Genomic DNA, 17,674 nt, shown 5'->3' on the forward strand with positions numbered 1-17,674 from the left:
TATTTTATCAGTCAGTGTGAGGGAATCTGTGACCAGTCAAAGAACATCAGCAGAAGATAAAAAATCAGCAAAAGCCAAATCCAGAGGCAAAAACTATCGTAAATCTAAATCTGGGCGGTGGCTATGGTTTGCTGTGGGTATGGGTGGAATTGCCTTGGTGTCAGGTATGGCAGGAGCATTGTTGGCAGTTTCTTGGGAGAGTACACCATTGCAGCAAGCCCAGTTGAGCGCCAAGGAAGCTGCGGTGTTTGATAGCGATAGCATTTCCGGTGATGGATTCCAATTTTCTCAATTAACTCGCCCTGTCAATATCCTCGTTATGGGCATGAGTGTACTGCCCCCAGATGTCCAAAACCCACCTAGTGAAAGCAAAGAACTCAGGTATCTACCCCAGATAAATTCTTTTGATGGTCTTGCTGATGTTATGCTTTTGCTCAAATTTGATCCAGAGAGCAAAAAAATAGTCATGCTTTCCGTTCCCAGAGATACCCGCACAGAAGTTGAAGGGTATGGCGTGAAAAAAATTAACGCCGCTAATGTCGATGGTGGGCCAGCTTTAACTGCTAAAACCGTTAGCAATCTCTTGGGTGGAGTGGGAATTGATCGTTATGTCCGCATTAACGTTTTAGGCGTTGGTAAACTGATTGATGCCTTGGGTGGGGTAACAGTTTATGTTCCCAAGGATATGAAATATCAGGATGATTCCCAGCATTTATATATTAATTTAAAAGCAGGTAAACAGCATCTTAATGGTAATCAAGCATTACAATTACTCCGTTTTCGTCATGATGAACTCGGAGATATTGGCCGGATTCAGCGTCAGCAGATGGTATTACGTGCCTTAATTGAACAAACTATCAACCCCACTACACTCACCCAATTACCCCAAATTCTGAATGTAGTTAAAGATAATATCGACACTAATTTAACAATTGAAGAATTAGTAGCATTAGTTGGTTTTGGCTCACGGACTAATCGTTCTAATATGCAAATGTTAATGTTGCCTGGTCGTTTTAGTGAAAGAAATGAGTATGAAGCTAGTTATTGGTTGCCAAATAAAGCTGCTATTACCAAAGTTATGGTGCAAAACTTTGGTTTAGAATCTACATCCCTTGAATCACAAATAACTGATCCTGCTCGTTTACGCATCGCAATTCAAGATAGTACAGGTGGCGATTATTCTCAAATCAGCCCCTTAATTAAAGGATTGGAAAAATCTGGTTATCGTAATGTCTTCATCTCTAAATCTTGGGGTGAACCTCTAGAAATTACTCACATTGTCGCTCAACAAGGAGATAGTGACAGTGCCGAATCAATTCGTAATGCCTTAGGATTTGGTGAAGTCCGGGTAGAAAGTACTGGTAATATCGGCTCAGATATTAGTATCCAGCTAGGTAAAGACTGGTTACAAAATAAAGCTATTTTTGAGAATCTTAGTAGGTAATGGTTAATTGGTAATGGGTAATGGGAATACACCAATTCTCTTTAACAATAAAAAGGCGTAAGAAAAATCTCACGCCTTTATTTTTATTGCTTCTAAAAATCTTAATTATTACTAAGTCTTGACCTACCAAGATTCTGCTCTCCCTTTTTTATAAGGATCACCTGTAAAAGGTTGGAAACCAATCACAGGATAGGCATCATCATTAGGAGAAAAAATCCGCATTGCTGCTTCAGAGATAAACTGAGCCATACTAGCAAGTATTCTGGAGATAGCCATAATATTGAAAACTCCTTTTTTATTCGCTATAAACTGCGATATCTATACTTTAGTTCTGTTATGATCTGATTGCTCATATTCGCAATATATTGACAAGTTGTGCAATGATTTTTTAGATATATTTGCAATACTTTATCAAACAGAATACAGGAGTTTGGAGTTTCTCCTATGCCTACGGCACGGCTTCGCCGAACGGAGACGCTACGCGAACGGAGTTCGGAGTCAGGAGTCAGCAGTCAGGATTCAGATTATTATTAATCACCATTAAAAAATATGAATTAATAGCTAGTTATATATTACTCTACCTGTAAAAGTAGGGATTTTGGGCATCTTTTACTTTTAATCCGTTCTACCCTTGACATTAATTATGGTAAGTTCTACCATAATAAAAGCAGCACTTGGGGAAGCTCTCAAATGACAACCTTTCCAGATGTGGATTATGAACAAAAAAGCTACCAAAACCCAGAATTGAATCTCAGTATAGAGGATTATAGCTTGCTGACTGACCTTTACCAGTTAACAATGGCAGCTTGTTATACAGGTGAAGGTATAGAACAAAAACGAGCCAGTTTTGAATTATTTGTGAGACGCTTACCCGAAGGTTTTGGCTATTTAATCGCAATGGGTTTGGCGCAAGCTTTAGAATATTTGACTCAATTCCGCTTTAATTCCGCGCAAATTACCGCTTTGCAGGCAACGAGAATTTTTACCCATGCACCTGAGCGTTTTTGGTCATTATTAACAGCGGGCGCTTTTACTGGTGATGTCTGGGCAGTACCTGAAGGAACAGCAGTATTTGCCAATGAGCCATTATTAAGGATAGAAGCACCTTTATGGCAAGCGCAGTTAGTAGAAACTTATCTTTTAAATACCCTTAATTACCAAACTTTAATTGCTACCAGATCTGCTAGATTGCGTGATATTGCGGGGGAGAAGGCAACACTTTTAGAATTTGGAACGAGAAGAGCTTTTAGTCCTCAAGCTTCTTTGTGGGCAGCACGGGCAGCTTTAGCAGGAGGTTTAGATGCCACTTCTAATGTGTTAGCAGCACTACAACTAGGTCAAAAACCAAGTGGGACAATGGCACACGCTTTAGTTATGGCTTTGTCTGCTTTAGAAGGAAGTGAAGAACAGGCGTTTACGGCATTTCATCAATATTTTCCTGGTGCGCCATTATTAATTGATACTTATGATACAGTTGCTGCGGCACAAAGATTGGCTGAAAAGGTAAATTCCGGGGAAATGATATTAACTGGGGTGAGGTTAGATTCTGGGGATTTAGTTAGCTTATCAAAAGCAGTGCGATCGCTCTTACCAGATATATCCATCTTCGCTAGTGGTGATTTGGATGAAGGGGAGATTCAGCGACTTCAAAAAGCAGGTGCAGAAATTGATGGTTATGGACTAGGAACTAAATTAGTCACAGGTTCACCCGTGAATGGAGTTTATAAACTCGTCGATATTGATGGCATTCCCGTTATGAAAATGTCTAGTGGTAAATTTACTTATCCAGGACGTAAGCAGATTTTTCGTTCACTTGTTGGAGATAAATTACAGGTAGATAAACTGGGATTATTAGCTGAAAATCCGGTTTCAGCAAAACCTTTATTGCAGTTGGTAATGAAAGAGGGTAAACAATTGCAACCATCTGAAAGTTTAGCAACAATTCGCCAACGTACCTCCGCATCAGTTGCTAGTTTACCGGAGGAAACCAGACGTTTAGAAAATCCGGTTTCTGTCAAAGTTGAGATTTCTCCAAGTTTGCAGAAGTTGACTGAGGAGACAAAAAAAAGAACTACAGAAAATGCAAATACCACAAAGTAAAATTATGAAAATTGCTTTATTTGGTACTAGTGCAGATCCTCCAACTGCTGGACATCAGAAAATTCTCAAGTGGTTATCTGAAAGTTATGATTGGGTTGCGGTTTGGGCTGCTGATAATCCGTTTAAGTCACAGCAAACGCCTTTATCTCATCGGGCAGCTATGTTACAATTGCTAATAACAGATATCAATACACCCAGGCAGAATATAACTTTAGAACAAGAATTGAGTAGCTGGAGAACACTAGAAACAGTAGAAAAAGCAAAACTGCGTTGGGGTGATGACCCTGATTATACTTTGGTAATTGGTTCAGATTTATTGCATCAGTTACCACGGTGGTATCATATTGAGGATTTGTTACAACAAGTGCAACTGCTGGTAATTCCCCGGCCTGGTTATGTAATAGATGATTTTAGCTTGGAGGGAGTTAGGCAGTTAGGAGGGAAAATTGCGATCGCTAGTTTAACCGGTTTAGATGTCTCTTCCACGGCTTTTCGTGAACAAAAAGATCCCGACACCCTCACACCCCATGTCGTTGCTTATATTCATCAACAGCATTTGTACGTTTAGATGCCAGAACGCAACCATAAGAAGAATTCAAATCAGATCAATCAACAACCTTTGGCTGATTTCAAAGTCGGTGTAGATAATGTAATTTTTTCGGTAGATACTGCCCAAAATCGGTTATTAGTGCTGTTAATAATGCGACAGCAAGAACCATTTTTAAATTATTGGAGTCTTCCCGGTACTTTGGTACGTCAAGGGGAATCTTTGGAAGATGCAGCTTATCGCATTATGGCAGAAAAAATTAAAGTCAATAATCTCTATCTTGAACAACTTTATACTTTTGGGGGGCCAAATCGTGATCCAAGGGAAAAAATGGATAGCTATGGTGTACGTTATTTATCAGTTAGTTATTTTGCTTTAGTTCGATTTGAAGAAGCCGAATTAATTGCCGATAAGGTTGCAGGAATTGCTTGGTATCCAGTTAAACAAATACCCCAGTTAGCATTTGATCATAATGAAATTATTACCTATGGACACAGGCGATTAAAAAATAAGTTGGAATATAGTCCGGTTGCTTTTGATGTTTTGCCAGAAACTTTTACTTTGAATGATTTATATCAGTTGTATACTACTGTTCTGGGGGAAAATTTCTCAGATTATTCTAATTTTCGAGCGCGTTTACTTAAGTTGGGTTTTTTATGCGATACGGGAATTAAGGTTTCCAGGGGTGCTGGTCGTCCGGCTAGTTTGTATAAGTTTGATGCTGCGGCTTTTGCGCCTTTTAAGGATAAGCCTTTGGTGTTTATTTAAGGAAATGGGGAATAGGGAACAGGGAATAGTATTTTAATGGAGGGAAGAAACTAGAATGATTATTGCTTTAATAAAAAAATTATAACCCTAACAACCTATTACCTATTAAGTACCCAAGCAAAATTAATTGCACATATTGATTGAAGACAAAAATATCTGTATTCCTTACCTGTTACCTATTCCCTATTCCCTTGTTATAAAATTTATTTTGCACGACTACTTACCTATTCCCTATTCCCTTGTTATATGAAAATAGCTATCGCTCAATTTAATCCGATCATTGGTGATTTGTCGGGAAATGCTCAAAAAATTCTTGAGGCTGCTGAAAATGCTGCATCTTCAGGTGTGCGTTTGTTGTTAACTCCAGAACTTTCTTTATGTGGCTATCCACCACGAGATTTATTACTAAATCCTAGTTTTGTGGAAGCTATGGATATGACTTTACAACAATTAGCTCAAGATTTACCTGCTAATTTAGCTGTGTTGGTAGGAACTGTGGTTAAAAATTCTCAAGCACACGTTACAGGTGGAAAAAATCTATTTAATAGTATTGCTTTATTGGCAGCAGGTACAGTTAAGCAATTTTTTCATAAGCGACTTTTACCGACTTATGATGTTTTTGATGAAAACCGTTATTTTGAGCCAGGGTTGAAACCTAGTTATTTCAATTTAGATGATATCAAGATTGGTGTAACTATTTGCGAAGATTTATGGAATGATGCAGAATTTTGGGGTAAGCGTAGTTATGCGGTTAATCCTATTGCTGATTTATCATCTTTAGGTGTAGATTTAATTGTGAATTTATCGGCATCACCCTATACTGTTGGTAAGCAAAAGTTGCGAGAAGCAATGCTGCAACATAGTGCAGTCAATTTTCAACACCCAGTAATTTATACTAATCAAGTTGGTGGCAATGATGATTTGATTTTTGACGGACGCAGTTTTGCTTTAAATCGTCAAGGTGAAGTTATCTGTCGCGCTAAGGGTTTTGAATCTGATTTATTAGTTGTTGAATTTGATGAAATCCAACGCGATTTACAGTTAGGTGCGGTTTCATCTGTTTATGAATCAGAAGATGAGGAAATTTGGCACGCTTTGATTTTGGGTGTGAAAGACTATATCCAGAAATGCCATTTTTCTAAAGTAGTTTTGGGTTTAAGTGGTGGGATTGATTCGGCATTGGTAGCTGCAATTGCTACTGCTGCACTCGGTAAGGAAAATGTTTTTGGTGTTTTGATGCCTTCTCCTTATAGTTCCCAACACTCTATTAGTGATGCTTTGGCTTTAGGTGAGAATTTGGGAATTAAAACTCATATTTTACCGATTGGGGAATTAATGCAAGGGTTTGACCACACTTTGGCTGATTTATTTACTGGGACTGAGTTTGGGATTGCTGAGGAGAATATTCAATCGCGGATTCGTGGTAACTTGTTGATGGCGATCGCTAATAAATTCGGTCATCTCCTGCTATCAACTGGGAATAAGTCGGAAATGGCTGTTGGTTACTGCACTCTCTACGGTGATATGAATGGCGGTTTAGCGGTGATTGCAGATGTCCCCAAAACCCGCGTCTATACCCTGTGTAAGTGGTTAAATTTTCATACCCAGCAAGAAATTATTCCGGAAAATATCCTCACTAAAGCACCCAGTGCAGAACTTAAACCGGGTCAAGTTGACCAAGATTCTTTACCCGCATACGATATCTTAGATGATATTTTGCAGCGTTTAATTAACGACCACCAATCAGCGGTAGAAATAGTTGCAGCAGGTCATGATCCAGAAATTGTCAACCGAGTGTTGCAAATGGTAGCACGTTCTGAATTTAAGCGGCGACAAGCACCTCCTGGACTGAAAATTACTGACCGCGCCTTTGGTACTGGGTGGAGAATGCCTATTGCTAATAAAATGAACTGGATAGCTGTGAATAATTCTCATAAGAATTCAACTCAACAATGACAGTAGTAGTCAAAAAAATAAGTCTTTAATTATACAATAAGCCAATTTTCAAATTTTGCTGTTTCTCACCAATATGAGGAATCAGCATTATTTATGGGGATTTTTTTAATCTTTAAAATAAGTAAAAATTTGCAGCTATTTTCTAGTTCAGCGTATATATTCGGACATGAGCAGAAAAATTAGGTAAATAACGATAAGGTGCAGAATGAAGCTACAAGATTTTCTAGGTACAGATGAAAAATGGGGCTACGAAGCGATCGCACTTGACGCAGAATTGCCACGTCAGATTCAACTACGGTTAATTGATTTGGGGTTACTTGAACCCCCAGCAGATGGAAAATTTGGCCCTGTTTCTACAGCAGCCCTCAAAAAATTTCAAGAGTTAATGAAAATTGGAGAAGCTGACTTTTTAGGAGCAATCACGGCTAAAGAACTGATTGAAACAAAAAAAGAAGAAATACCCCAACCAGCCCTAAAACTTGGGAACGATATCGCCAGCAGAATTATTAAATATATGCAGGCAAAAGAATATGAAGTATTCACAAACCCTAAAGAATACAACATAGTTTATATAGAAGGAATCAATGGGGATTGGACTCTTAATAATGATGCCCCCAATGAATTTAATGACCAACGGATTGTGATCGAAGTCGTAGATGGTGTTCCCAAAATAGTCAACAATTGGCAAGCAACTACTGAACCAGGAAAGTATTACACTTATAATCCAATGAATCCCAAAGGTGCAGCTAGGATTCAGTTTGGACAATACAAAGCTTGGGCTGTGGGAATGCACGGTACAGCACAGCCTCATGAAGCATTAAGACAAGTTGGAAATATTACTGTTTGTAGAGATTTCAACAAAGACTTTAAACGGACAGGTGATAAACTTGATACAGGCGATGATTTTTATGTCAATCAACACTGGGGCTATGATGCACCTGTCAATGATATCAAGAATGCCAGTGCAGGTTGTTTAGTGGGACGAAGAATAGACGGACATAAGGAGTTTATGGCGATTATAAAAAAAGACCGCCGTTATGTAGCAAATAATAATTATGTCTTCTACACAACTATTATTCCAGGGGATGATTTACTCAAACAGTTTCCTGGATAAAGGGCAAGTTTAAACTAGTGGGTAATGAGTAGAATTCATTACAAAAAAAGGGAATAGGGAACAGATAAGAAACTTTAGTTCTGAGTTTAAAGCTCAGTCAAAAAACAGTGTCATTATTTCAATCTCATGTTTTTAAACATGAGTTTTTCTTATTCCCTGTTCCCTGTTAAGAGTTCCTTCTGAAGCATTACTTTTGATATTGATGTTTTCCATTCCCAATCTCAAAGCCAAAATTGGGTTATCCTCCAATTTCTCGTAATATGGATTCTACCCTATTCATGCCTTCTGGGTCATTGCTACTGCGATATAAACTCAGAGCTTTTCTCAATACATTACTGGCTTGTTGGGTTTGTCGTCGTTGTTTAAACATTGAACCCATTAACTCATAGGTGCGAGCATTGTTTTTATTCAGTTCAATGGCTTGTTCAAAAGCCCATGTAGCTGATTCATAGTCTTTGAGAGCAGTTTGGGTGACACCTAAACCTAGATAGGCATTAAGATTACCCCGGTTTAGCTGGATAGCACGACGATAAGCCTCCTTAGCTCCAGGGGTGTCTCCTAAGTTGCCTTTGATATAACCTACAGCGTAATAAAAATCACTATTATTGGAGTCGATTGCGATCGCACGACGGTAAGCAGCTAATGCTAACTGGAAATTCCCTTGTTGAGCATACAAGTAGCCAATCCCAGAATGAATTCTGGCATTTCTGTTATCTATAGTTGCAGCTTCTTGGTAAACTGTGATCGCTCGATTATAATCCCCTGCATCTACTAGTCTCCGGCCTTCCTCCAGCAGTTCCTTTAACCTGGGATTACTAGCTTGTGCTACTAATACTTCTGCACCCTCAGCTACCAAAGGGGTGCTAGTAACGAAGCTTCCTAATAATAGAACAGTAACTAAAAATGATGTTTGTTTGTACACAGTAAATTTCCTGAAAATTTAGTTAAGTTTTTGTTTGTACATTAAAACAAAAATATTTAAATTTGAAAACTGTATTTATTCACATTTACAAAATACTCAATCATTGATAAATAAATCGGCACAATGAAACATAACCATGCAAAAAAAATAACGCGTTTCAAATCCTCTTCTCTTCTGCCTCCAGCATAGTTGTCTCCTACCTGATCCTGACAATCAATGTTCACACACACCTACTTTTCATTTAGAATTGCAGAAGCATCACAAAATAGGATGACAACAACATCCAAAAAGTTCCGGCATTTCTTGCAATTTGCATCATAAAAATGCACAATTAGTATATATCAAGTTACTTGCTATTTATGAGGGAAACTTATGCTTTTAAGTACTACTGATGTAATTCAAGGCGCTGTAATTGATTCCTATTTAGGTATTGTGACAGCAGAAATCGTTTATGGTAGCAATTTCCTCCGAGATTTTTTAGCTGGTATTCGTGATATCGTCGGTGGACGCACTGGTAGCTACGAACGTTTATTTGAACAAGGGCAACGTAAAGCACTAGAAGAACTAGAACAAAGAGCGCAACGTTTAGGAGCAAATGCTGTTATCGGCATTGAAATTGATACAGGCACAATCAATGTAGATCAATCTGGAGTTTTATTACTAATTACTGCCACAGGAACAGCTGTAAAAATTCGTGGATAATAGACATCTCCATAAAAAATGTAGATGATGTTGCATGGAACTTTTTTATAAGGGTTTTTTTTATAAGGGTTTCAAACCACGCACATTTAATTTCCACGCTCTTGTCTAATGAGGAATAATCCAAAATTCCCAAATCCGTATACTCAGGAATTTTATTCTAACTTCAGGCGTAGTGGTTAACTCCTTCTGGTGATAGAGATTAAAAACTACAAATAAGTATTTAATTTTAAATATAAGCATAAATATACCTGAAAATCTTTGCTGAAATAGCAAGGGAGAAAATAAACTATGTCATACGTAAATCGGGTAGGTGATGAAATCATTACTCCTGAGTCTGCGGTAGGAGCTAGAGTAACTGAATATCGCGATCGCGTGCGTTGGGGTCCCATTATCTCCGGTGTTTTAGTTGCTTTAGCCACCCAATTAATTTTGAGTTCCTTTTTTGGCGCTCTTGGTGCAGGCAGAATAGCCGACTCCTTAGCACCAAGAACAATTGCTTCAGGTATTATTAGCAATGTCGGTATTTGGTCAACAGTTGGGTTGTTACTTTCTCTATTTTTGGGTGGTTGGGTAACAACCCGTGCTTGTGGCCCCATGCACCGAGATACAGCCTTACTCAACGGCGCAATTCTCTGGGCTACAACCTTAGCAGTTAGCTCTTTTCTATTAGCAAGTGGAGTCTGGGGTGCTTTTGGCGTTGCTGCTTACAATGCAGCAGAAGTGATAACTCAACTACAACAACAAGGTACTACCATACCGCCAAATATACCTCAATTAAACGCCGAACAAACCCGTGAAGTTGCAGCTGCAACCTCACGAAGTTTATGGTGGTTTGTTTTGGGATCTTTGTTAGGTTTAGCTGCGGCACTAATGGGAGCAGTTGCCGGCTCTCGCACTCCTCGAACTAATAATTACAATCATTGACAATCTAACTTTGCGTACTTGAATAAAATCAAACTCTTACAGGGTGGGCAACTTGCTCACCCTAAAAATATAAATAATCGAAACGATCGAGTTTAAAACCTCGCCTTCGTTAATGATTATATTTACCACTTTAGATATGCAGATTCAATGCCTTCTTCTCTCCTAATTTTGGCATCTTTTTCAAACCAAGCAATTACTTGTGGTGTTGTTAAATCTTCAATCGCAACTTCATAATCTTTAGCAATATGCTGTAAAATTCTCAAAGAAGAGATCGTCAATCTGGTTAAAAACTTTTCTGGAGAAGATAACAAAGCGGCATCTACCTTGGCTGACTCTTCCAGAGTTAAAAATTGGGTAGATGATTGATTAGGTGCGATATCCATACAATTCAAACTTAAATTCAAAATTCGTTTAATTACGAAAATGCTTTTATACCATCAATACTATTGCCAAAACCCTGAAACCCTATTGATATCTTCACGATTTTATTGGGTTTCAGACCTATTCAGGAATATTGACAATATTATTGTACCATCAAATCATATTATTGTAATTCTTGAGTAATAAAAATTGTTTTTAATTAGGCAGAAGCTAGGTGAAAGCAGAGAGAGATTTATAGTTTCAGGTTGTTTACCAAGTGAAAAAAGTTGGTTTAATCGTAAGTAGTTAAATATCTCCAACTTCTTAAGTTAATCAGGAAATTTGTGTTTTTAACCAACTCCGAAAATTCTTAATCATTGCCACCTCTCCCACTTGTAAACTAGAGGCTAAAAACTGAGGAATTTCTGTATTTAAAGGTAAATTTGCAAAAGTTGGTGAACCATTACAAGGAAGATATTGATCATCAACTAAACTATAAATTTGCATTATAGGTTGATCATAACGCCACACTTCAGGAACACCCAAAGCTAAATAAATGGGTAATTTATCAATCGAAGAACTAGCATAATCAACTTCTATGACTAAATCAGGTGGGGGATCTTGAGTTAAATCTAAACTGGTTTTATTTCTCATGATTGGTTCATTTTGAATATAGAAACTAGAATCAGGTTCTACACCTCTAGCTAAATCTTCTCTTTTACAAGTTAATGAACCAGTGCTTTTGACATTGAAATTTAACTCTTCAACTAAAGTATCAATTATTTTTTCTATTAATCTTTTATTATGTTCATGGGGCATTAATGGAGTCATAATTTCTAAAATTCCCTGATTATAAGTAAATCTGTGATGGCGATCGCCACCTGTTTCTAATAAAATTCTTTCAAAAGTATTCCAGGAAATATGATTGAGGATAACGCTATTGGTGTGAGTGTTGCTGTGAGTAAGTGCTAAAGTTACCATATAAATTCACCTCGCAGTTTTAATTATTTTATTATATCATTCAGCGAAAACTTTACCGAAAGCTATAGCGGAAGTTTTAATACAGTTACCAGGTGGGAAAAGTTGGTTTAATCGTAAGTAATTAAATATCCCCGACTTCTTAATTTAATCAGGAAATCTGTGTTTTTAACCACCTGCGAAAATTCTTAATCATTGCCACTTCACCCACTTGTAAACTAGAAGCTAAAAACTGAGGAATTTCCGTATTTAAAGGTAAATTAGCAAAAGTTGGTGAACCATTACAAGGAAGATATTGATCATCAACTAAACTATAAATTTGCATTACAGGTTGATCATAACGCCATACTTCAGGAACACCTAAAGCTAAATAAATAGGTAATTTATCAATAGAAGAACTAGCATAATCGACTTCTATGACTAAATCAGGTGGGGGATCTTGAGTTAAATCTAAACTGGTTTTATTTCTCATGATTGGTTCATTTTGAATATAGAAACTAGAATCAGGTTCTACACCTCTAGCTAAATCTTCTCTTTTACAAGTTAATGAACCAGTGCTTTTGACATTGAAATTTAACTCTTCAACTAAAACAATAATTAGATTTTGTAACAAACGGTTATTATGTTCATGGGGCATTAATGGAGTCATGATTTCTAATATTCCCTGATTATAAGTAAATTTGTGATGGCGATCGCTACCGGTTTCTAATAAAATTCTTTCAAAAGTATTCCAGGAAATATGATTGAGGATAACGCTATTGGTATGAGTGTTGCTGTGAGTAGGTGCTAAAGTTACCATATAAATTCACCTCGCAGTTTTAATTATTATATCAGTATCATCAATTTTAATTCAAGAAAATGGGAATTGATAGTAAAGGGTTGTCTCAATGTTCTATAGATCCTTCCATGCATCGTCTTCCTCTGGTTCAAGCCAAACTTTATTTAATGATGATTCACTTATTTGTAAAAATTCTTTAACTAATATTTTATCATCATTCAGTGTTTTGATAACTACATAATCCTGCAAACCTGTATGAAATACCTTATAAGTAATCCCGAAACCACCTTGTCCCAGGACTTTTTTTATAGGGAATGGTTAAACATTCTCAAGAAGAGAATATTTGGGTTGCAATTATTGATTGGGATAATATTAGACAAATAGAAATAGGAAATGATTTAGAAGTTGTTGAGTATACAACAATCTAAACAACTTTATTCTCAGATAATTTTAAAAAGATTGATTTCCAGGTCGGTATATAAGCAGACAAATAGCCCATGCCTAATTCCTTTTAATTAAATAACCACAGCGATGTTCACCGTTATTTAACCAGTGAGTACGCTCTACAGTACAATCTGGTAATATTGCTGCAAACATTTCTAATTCATGACCACAGACACTGGGGAAAGATTCCGCAACGTTAGAAATAGCGCAGGTGTGTTCTATAAAAATAAAACTATCCTTGGCTGAGGAACATGAATCAACAGAGTGATACTCAGCCATAAAGCCTTCCGCCTTTCGCAATTGTACCAAATTTGCCACCCGTTCCTGCAAAGACCCATTTCCCACTCGTTCGCGGTATTCCTGGGCTTTGCGTTCCCATTGTTTTTGTAAAATGGTCTTTACCTGTTCATATCCGACAGTTGCGGCCAAGGTGTCCAGTAAGGAAACTGCAAATTCACCATAACCATCACCAAAGCCTTCCCCTCTAGTGCGTCTAAGGTGTTCTCTTCCCCGTTGACTTAATTGATAAACGTGCTGTGGCCTGCCCATTCCTGGCTGTTCTGATACTGAATACAAAACTAATTCCTCAGTATCCAAATCCTTTAAATGGCGGCGAATCGCTTGCGGGCTAACATCGAAGAAATTTGCCAACTCAACAGCAGTTGCCTGTGAGTGTTGCAAAAGGTACTCTAGAATATCCTGCTTTGTGGAGGATTGGTGGGTAGTCGTCATCTTGTCTACGAGACGCTGTTTGCGTTCGTCCCAAAAATTTTTCTGAAAAATTTGACTTTAACAACATTGTTGTTGTTAATCTATCGTAAGATAAAAATAGATTAAACAACACCCCTGTTGTTTTATCCTCTCAATTTATCTTAACAGCCGTGTGAACGCTTGGTAACACGAAACGGGAATTGGCTCAAGCAGCCCGTCTCCCATCCTTTTTTAGAGAACCACTTCCGAACGCGAGAGACTAATAACGATGAGTGCCACTGTCAAAACCTTAGTCAACCAACCCTACAAGTACGGCTTCGTTACCGATATTGAAGCTGATACTATTCCGCGTGGGCTAAACGAAGACGTTATCCGCCTGATTTCCGCTAAAAAGAACGAACCGGAATTTATGCTGGAGTTTCGCCTCCGGGCTTATCGCCAGTGGCTAAAAATGACGGAACCAACTTGGCCAAGTGTCAACTATCCGCCTATTAATTATCAGGATATTATTTATTATTCCGCGCCGAAACAAAAGAAAGCAAAGCTCAACAGTTTGGATGAAGTTGATCCTACTCTCTTAGAAACCTTTGAGAAGTTAGGTATTTCTCTTTCTGAACAAAAGCGACTAAGCAATGTAGCTGTTGATGCAATTTTTGATAGTGTTTCTGTCGCCACTACATTTAAAGAAAAACTCGCCGAAGATGGTGTGATATTCTGCTCATTCTCGGAAGCATTACAAGAACACCCAGAATTGATTAAAAAATATTTGGGTAGTGTTGTTCCTATTGCTGATAACTATTTTGCAGCCTTAAATGCGGCTGTGTTCAGTGATGGTTCCTTTGTGTACATTCCTAAAGGTGTGAAATGTCCAATGGAATTATCTACATATTTCCGCATTAATTCCGGTGATACAGGACAGTTTGAAAGAACTTTAATTGTCGCTGAAGAAGGTAGTTATGTTTCCTATTTAGAAGGTTGTACAGCCCCAATGTACGACAGTAATCAATTACACGCTGCGGTAGTGGAATTGGTAGCTTTAGATAATGCGGAAATTAAATATTCTACTGTGCAGAACTGGTACGCTGGGGATGAAAATGGTAAAGGTGGAATTTACAACTTTGTCACCAAGCGCGGTTTGTGTCAGGGTGTAAATTCTAAGATTTCTTGGACTCAGGTTGAAACTGGTTCAGCTATTACTTGGAAGTATCCTAGCTGTGTGTTGGTTGGTGATAACTCGGTGGGTGAATTTTATTCGGTGGCGCTGACAAATCATATGCAGCAAGCTGATACCGGAACGAAGATGATTCACGTTGGCAAAAACACCCGCAGCACCATTATTTCTAAGGGAATTTCTGCTGGTAAGTCTAGCAATAGTTACCGGGGTTTGGTGAAGATTAATCCGACTGCGAAGGGCGCAAGAAATTATTCTCAATGTGACTCGATGTTAATTGGAGATAATGCTCACGCTAATACTTTTCCTTATATTCAAGTTCAGAATAATACGGGGAAGGTTGAGCATGAGGCTTCTACTTCTAAGATTGGTGAAGATCAATTGTTCTTTTTTGCTCAACGGGGAATTTCTTCGGAAGATGCTATTTCGATGATGATTAGTGGTTTCTGTAAGGATGTTTTTAATCAGCTACCTATGGAGTTTGCTGTTGAGGCTGATAAGTTGTTGAGTCTGAAGTTGGAAGGTAGTGTGGGTTAAATAGTCTCACGCAAAGGCGCAAAGAAAGACAGAAAAGAGAAGAGAGAGAGAAGATGATTATTGAAAATAGTGATTTGATTTTGTCGGTTAAGGATTTGACGGCTGATGTTGATGGTACTTCAATTTTGAAGGGTGTGAATTTGGAAGTTCGCGCTGGTGAAGTTCATGCGATTATGGGGCCTAATGGTTCTGGTAAGAGTACTTTTTCTAAGGCTTTAGCAGGACATCCGGCTTATACTGTTACTGGTGGTGAGGTGATTTTCCAAGGAAAAAATCTTTTGGAAATGGAAGCTGAGGAAAGAGCCAGAAGTGGTGTGTTTTTGGCTTTTCAATATCCTTTGGAAATTCCCGGTGTGAGTAATTTGGATTTTTTACGGGTGGCTTATAATTCCCGTCGCAAAGCTCAGGGTTTGGAAGAGGTTGATGCTTTTGATTTCGATGATTTGATTGAGGAAAGGTTGGATGTGGTGAAGATGAATTCCTCTTTTCTGAATCGCAGTGTGAATGAAGGTTTTTCTGGTGGTGAAAAGAAGCGGAATGAAATTCTGCAAATGGCTTTGCTAGAACCAAAGTTGGCCATTTTAGATGAGACTGATTCGGGTTTGGATATTGATGCTCTAAAAATTGTGGCGAATGGGGTTAATCAATTAGCCAGTCCTGAAAATGCCACAATTATGATTACTCACTATCAGCGTCTTCTAGATTATATTGTTCCTGATTTTGTTCATGTTATGGCACAAGGACGCATTATTAGAAGCGGTGGTAAGGAGTTGGCGTTAGAGTTGGAATCTCGTGGTTATGATTGGGTTCTAGAAGAAGCTTTGGGAGTGGGTGTATAATGAGTATTCCAATTAATTTAGAGACGTTTCATGAAACGTCTCTACAAAAAAATCTATTAGATAGAGATGCTTTTTTGACTGATTTGTTAAGTGGTGTAACTACCAAAAAAGAAGATGGTTGGTTACAAGGTTTACGGGATGTTGCTGCTAATTGGGTGCGTCATTCTGTTATTCCTAATACCCGTGAGGAAGAATGGCGTTTTACTGATTTATCACCTCTGAAGCAGGTTAAATTTAATTTAGGGATGTTTGAGGAAACATCTTTAGAAGATCATATTTTACCTGAAGTTTCTCAGCGGTTGGTATTTGTAAATGGTGTTTATGCACCGAATTTATCAAATACTGAAAATTTGCCTTCTGGGTTAATGGTTGGTAATTTAGATGTTTTATCTGGTGAGGTTTTACGGAAATATTTAGCCCAATCTGAGGGAGCAAATGAGGTTTTTACTGCTTTAAATACTGCGGCTGTAAATGATGTAGCTGTGGTATGGGTTGCTAAAAATGTGGTGGTTGAGTCTCCTATTCATCTGCTATTTGTTTCTGTGTCGGGTGAATCTGCTACTATTTCTCAACCTCGTGTTTTGGTGATTGCGGAAACTAATTCTCAGGTGAGTTTAATTGAGGAATATACGAACCGCAGAGGCGCAGAGAATGCAGAGAAGGCAGTTTATTTTACTAATAGTGTGACAGAAATTTGGGTAAATGAAAATGCTCAGGTGAGTCACTCTAGGGTTGTGCGGGAAGGTGAAGCGGCTTTTCATGTGGGGAAAACTGCGGTGACTCAGGCGCGATCTAGTCGTTATACTTGTAATGCTGTGACTGTTGGTGGAAAGATATCGCGTCACAATTTGGAGGTTTTGCAGACTGGTGAGCAAACGGAAACGACGCTGAATGGTTTAACAGTTGTTGCTGATAATCAATTGGGTGATACTCACAGTGCGATCGCTCTCAATCATCCTCATGGTATAAGTAAGCAGCTACATAAGTGCATTGTAGGCGATCGCGCTCATGGTGTATTTAATGGTAAGGTTTTTGTCCCTAAACCCGCGCAGTTAACTGACGCAGCACAGCTAAACCGGAATTTGCTGTTATCACCCAAAGCCAGAGTTGATACCAAACCCCAATTAGAAATCACTGCTGATAATGTCAAATGCGCTCACGGTGCGACTGTCAGCCAATTGGAAGATGATCAAATATTCTACCTGCAAAGTCGTGGTATTGATGAAGTTAATGCACGCAAGTTGTTAGTTAATGCTTTCGCTGCGGAAATTATTAATTTCCTACCTGTTCCTTCGTTGCGAGACAATTTGTTGAGAACTGTCACAAGTCTCACAAATAAATAAGTTGGCCTCTTTGTCAGTTCGTAGTGAGCGTTTTAT

At 38.2% G+C, this 17,674-nt stretch carries 16 protein-coding genes and 1 pseudogene; 11 read left to right on the top strand and 6 right to left on the bottom strand.

Annotated elements, in window-relative coordinates:
- Positions 1-28 precede the first annotated feature (28 nt).
- Entirely contained in the window at positions 29-1,444 is a 1,416-nt protein-coding gene (locus AC012T_RS10470; protein WP_487065462.1) for an LCP family protein, read from the top strand.
- Between the two features lie 123 nt (positions 1,445-1,567).
- Here the strand turns inward: AC012T_RS10470 and AC012T_RS10475 are convergent, their stop codons facing one another.
- Positions 1,568-1,720: a nicotinate phosphoribosyltransferase gene (locus AC012T_RS10475; protein ID WP_438892150.1), complete on the bottom strand. Its 153-nt coding sequence runs from the start codon at positions 1,718-1,720 to the stop codon at positions 1,568-1,570.
- Positions 1,721-2,134: 414 nt separating this feature from the next.
- Between AC012T_RS10475 and AC012T_RS10480 the strand changes: the two genes are divergently transcribed.
- From AC012T_RS10480 to AC012T_RS10500, 5 genes and pseudogenes are all read left to right on the top strand, one after another.
- Entirely contained in the window at positions 2,135-3,544 is a 1,410-nt protein-coding gene (locus AC012T_RS10480) for a nicotinate phosphoribosyltransferase (protein ID WP_487065464.1), read from the top strand.
- A 4-nt stretch (positions 3,545-3,548) separates the two neighbouring features.
- Positions 3,549-4,188, top strand: a pseudogene (locus AC012T_RS10485) (nicotinate-nucleotide adenylyltransferase).
- On the top strand, positions 4,113-4,859 hold the full coding sequence (locus tag AC012T_RS10490; RefSeq protein ID WP_487065466.1) for an NUDIX hydrolase: 747 nt from the start codon (positions 4,113-4,115) through the stop codon (positions 4,857-4,859). Before AC012T_RS10485 ends, AC012T_RS10490 begins: the two are co-directional and overlap by 76 nt.
- A gap of 246 nt (positions 4,860-5,105) precedes the next feature.
- Positions 5,106-6,815, top strand: coding sequence for an NAD+ synthase (locus AC012T_RS10495; RefSeq protein ID WP_487065468.1), 1,710 nt, complete (start codon positions 5,106-5,108; stop codon positions 6,813-6,815).
- Between the two features lie 205 nt (positions 6,816-7,020).
- The gene (locus AC012T_RS10500) at positions 7,021-7,929 is read left to right on the top strand and encodes a peptidoglycan-binding domain-containing protein (RefSeq protein ID WP_487065470.1); all 909 of its coding nucleotides are present in this window, start codon (positions 7,021-7,023) and stop codon (positions 7,927-7,929) included.
- A 238-nt stretch (positions 7,930-8,167) separates the two neighbouring features.
- Here the strand turns inward: AC012T_RS10500 and AC012T_RS10505 are convergent, their stop codons facing one another.
- The gene (locus tag AC012T_RS10505; RefSeq protein WP_487065472.1) at positions 8,168-8,851 is read right to left on the bottom strand and encodes a tetratricopeptide repeat protein; all 684 of its coding nucleotides are present in this window, start codon (positions 8,849-8,851) and stop codon (positions 8,168-8,170) included.
- 372 nt (positions 8,852-9,223) lie between these two features.
- Between AC012T_RS10505 and AC012T_RS10510 the strand changes: the two genes are divergently transcribed.
- Together AC012T_RS10510 and AC012T_RS10515 are read left to right on the top strand one after the other, a co-directional pair.
- On the top strand, positions 9,224-9,553 hold the full coding sequence (locus AC012T_RS10510; RefSeq protein ID WP_487065474.1) for a YbjQ family protein: 330 nt from the start codon (positions 9,224-9,226) through the stop codon (positions 9,551-9,553).
- Positions 9,554-9,841: 288 nt separating this feature from the next.
- Positions 9,842-10,477: a hypothetical protein gene (locus tag AC012T_RS10515; RefSeq protein WP_487065476.1), complete on the top strand. Its 636-nt coding sequence runs from the start codon at positions 9,842-9,844 to the stop codon at positions 10,475-10,477.
- A gap of 122 nt (positions 10,478-10,599) precedes the next feature.
- Here the strand turns inward: AC012T_RS10515 and AC012T_RS10520 are convergent, their stop codons facing one another.
- The 4 genes from AC012T_RS10520 to sufR form a co-directional block, all read right to left on the bottom strand.
- Complete coding sequence (locus AC012T_RS10520) at positions 10,600-10,860, bottom strand: hypothetical protein (RefSeq protein ID WP_487065478.1); 261 nt, start codon at positions 10,858-10,860, stop codon at positions 10,600-10,602.
- A gap of 310 nt (positions 10,861-11,170) precedes the next feature.
- The gene (locus AC012T_RS10525; RefSeq protein WP_487065480.1) at positions 11,171-11,818 is read right to left on the bottom strand and encodes a Uma2 family endonuclease; all 648 of its coding nucleotides are present in this window, start codon (positions 11,816-11,818) and stop codon (positions 11,171-11,173) included.
- 148 nt (positions 11,819-11,966) lie between these two features.
- Entirely contained in the window at positions 11,967-12,614 is a 648-nt protein-coding gene (locus AC012T_RS10530; protein ID WP_487065482.1) for a Uma2 family endonuclease, read from the bottom strand.
- 480 nt (positions 12,615-13,094) lie between these two features.
- The gene (sufR, locus tag AC012T_RS10535; protein ID WP_487065484.1) at positions 13,095-13,769 is read right to left on the bottom strand and encodes an iron-sulfur cluster biosynthesis transcriptional regulator SufR; all 675 of its coding nucleotides are present in this window, start codon (positions 13,767-13,769) and stop codon (positions 13,095-13,097) included.
- A gap of 247 nt (positions 13,770-14,016) precedes the next feature.
- Between sufR and sufB the strand changes: the two genes are divergently transcribed.
- Genes sufB through sufD form a run of 3 tightly spaced genes read left to right on the top strand, consistent with a single transcriptional unit; the run spans position 14,017 to position 17,638 of the window.
- Positions 14,017-15,456, top strand: coding sequence for a Fe-S cluster assembly protein SufB (gene sufB, locus AC012T_RS10540; protein ID WP_438892165.1), 1,440 nt, complete (start codon positions 14,017-14,019; stop codon positions 15,454-15,456).
- 53 nt (positions 15,457-15,509) lie between these two features.
- A complete protein-coding gene (gene sufC / locus AC012T_RS10545; protein WP_487065486.1) occupies positions 15,510-16,295 on the top strand; it encodes a Fe-S cluster assembly ATPase SufC in 786 nt (261 codons plus the stop codon).
- Positions 16,295-17,638 (top strand): Fe-S cluster assembly protein SufD, encoded by a 1,344-nt coding sequence (gene sufD / locus AC012T_RS10550; protein ID WP_487065488.1) that lies wholly within the window; start codon positions 16,295-16,297, stop codon positions 17,636-17,638. The genes sufC and sufD overlap by 1 nt, the downstream gene beginning before the upstream one ends.
- The last annotated feature ends 36 nt before the right edge of the window (positions 17,639-17,674 follow it).

The sequence above is a fragment of the Anabaena sp. EIM26 genome (genome assembly GCF_057568715.1).

Coding starts and splice junctions, on each gene's coding strand:
- AC012T_RS10475 (WP_438892150.1), bottom strand. CDS start 1,720: ATGGCTATCTCCAGAATACTTGCTAGTATGGCTCAGTTTATCTCTGAA.
- AC012T_RS10480 (WP_487065464.1), top strand. CDS start 2,135: ATGACAACCTTTCCAGATGTGGATTATGAACAAAAAAGCTACCAAAAC.
- AC012T_RS10490 (WP_487065466.1), top strand. CDS start 4,113: ATGCCAGAACGCAACCATAAGAAGAATTCAAATCAGATCAATCAACAA.
- AC012T_RS10495 (WP_487065468.1), top strand. CDS start 5,106: ATGAAAATAGCTATCGCTCAATTTAATCCGATCATTGGTGATTTGTCG.
- AC012T_RS10500 (WP_487065470.1), top strand. CDS start 7,021: ATGAAGCTACAAGATTTTCTAGGTACAGATGAAAAATGGGGCTACGAA.
- AC012T_RS10510 (WP_487065474.1), top strand. CDS start 9,224: ATGCTTTTAAGTACTACTGATGTAATTCAAGGCGCTGTAATTGATTCC.
- AC012T_RS10515 (WP_487065476.1), top strand. CDS start 9,842: ATGTCATACGTAAATCGGGTAGGTGATGAAATCATTACTCCTGAGTCT.
- AC012T_RS10520 (WP_487065478.1), bottom strand. CDS start 10,860: ATGGATATCGCACCTAATCAATCATCTACCCAATTTTTAACTCTGGAA.
- AC012T_RS10525 (WP_487065480.1), bottom strand. CDS start 11,818: ATGGTAACTTTAGCACTTACTCACAGCAACACTCACACCAATAGCGTT.
- AC012T_RS10530 (WP_487065482.1), bottom strand. CDS start 12,614: ATGGTAACTTTAGCACCTACTCACAGCAACACTCATACCAATAGCGTT.
- sufR (WP_487065484.1), bottom strand. CDS start 13,769: ATGACGACTACCCACCAATCCTCCACAAAGCAGGATATTCTAGAGTAC.
- sufB (WP_438892165.1), top strand. CDS start 14,017: ATGAGTGCCACTGTCAAAACCTTAGTCAACCAACCCTACAAGTACGGC.
- sufC (WP_487065486.1), top strand. CDS start 15,510: ATGATTATTGAAAATAGTGATTTGATTTTGTCGGTTAAGGATTTGACG.
- sufD (WP_487065488.1), top strand. CDS start 16,295: ATGAGTATTCCAATTAATTTAGAGACGTTTCATGAAACGTCTCTACAA.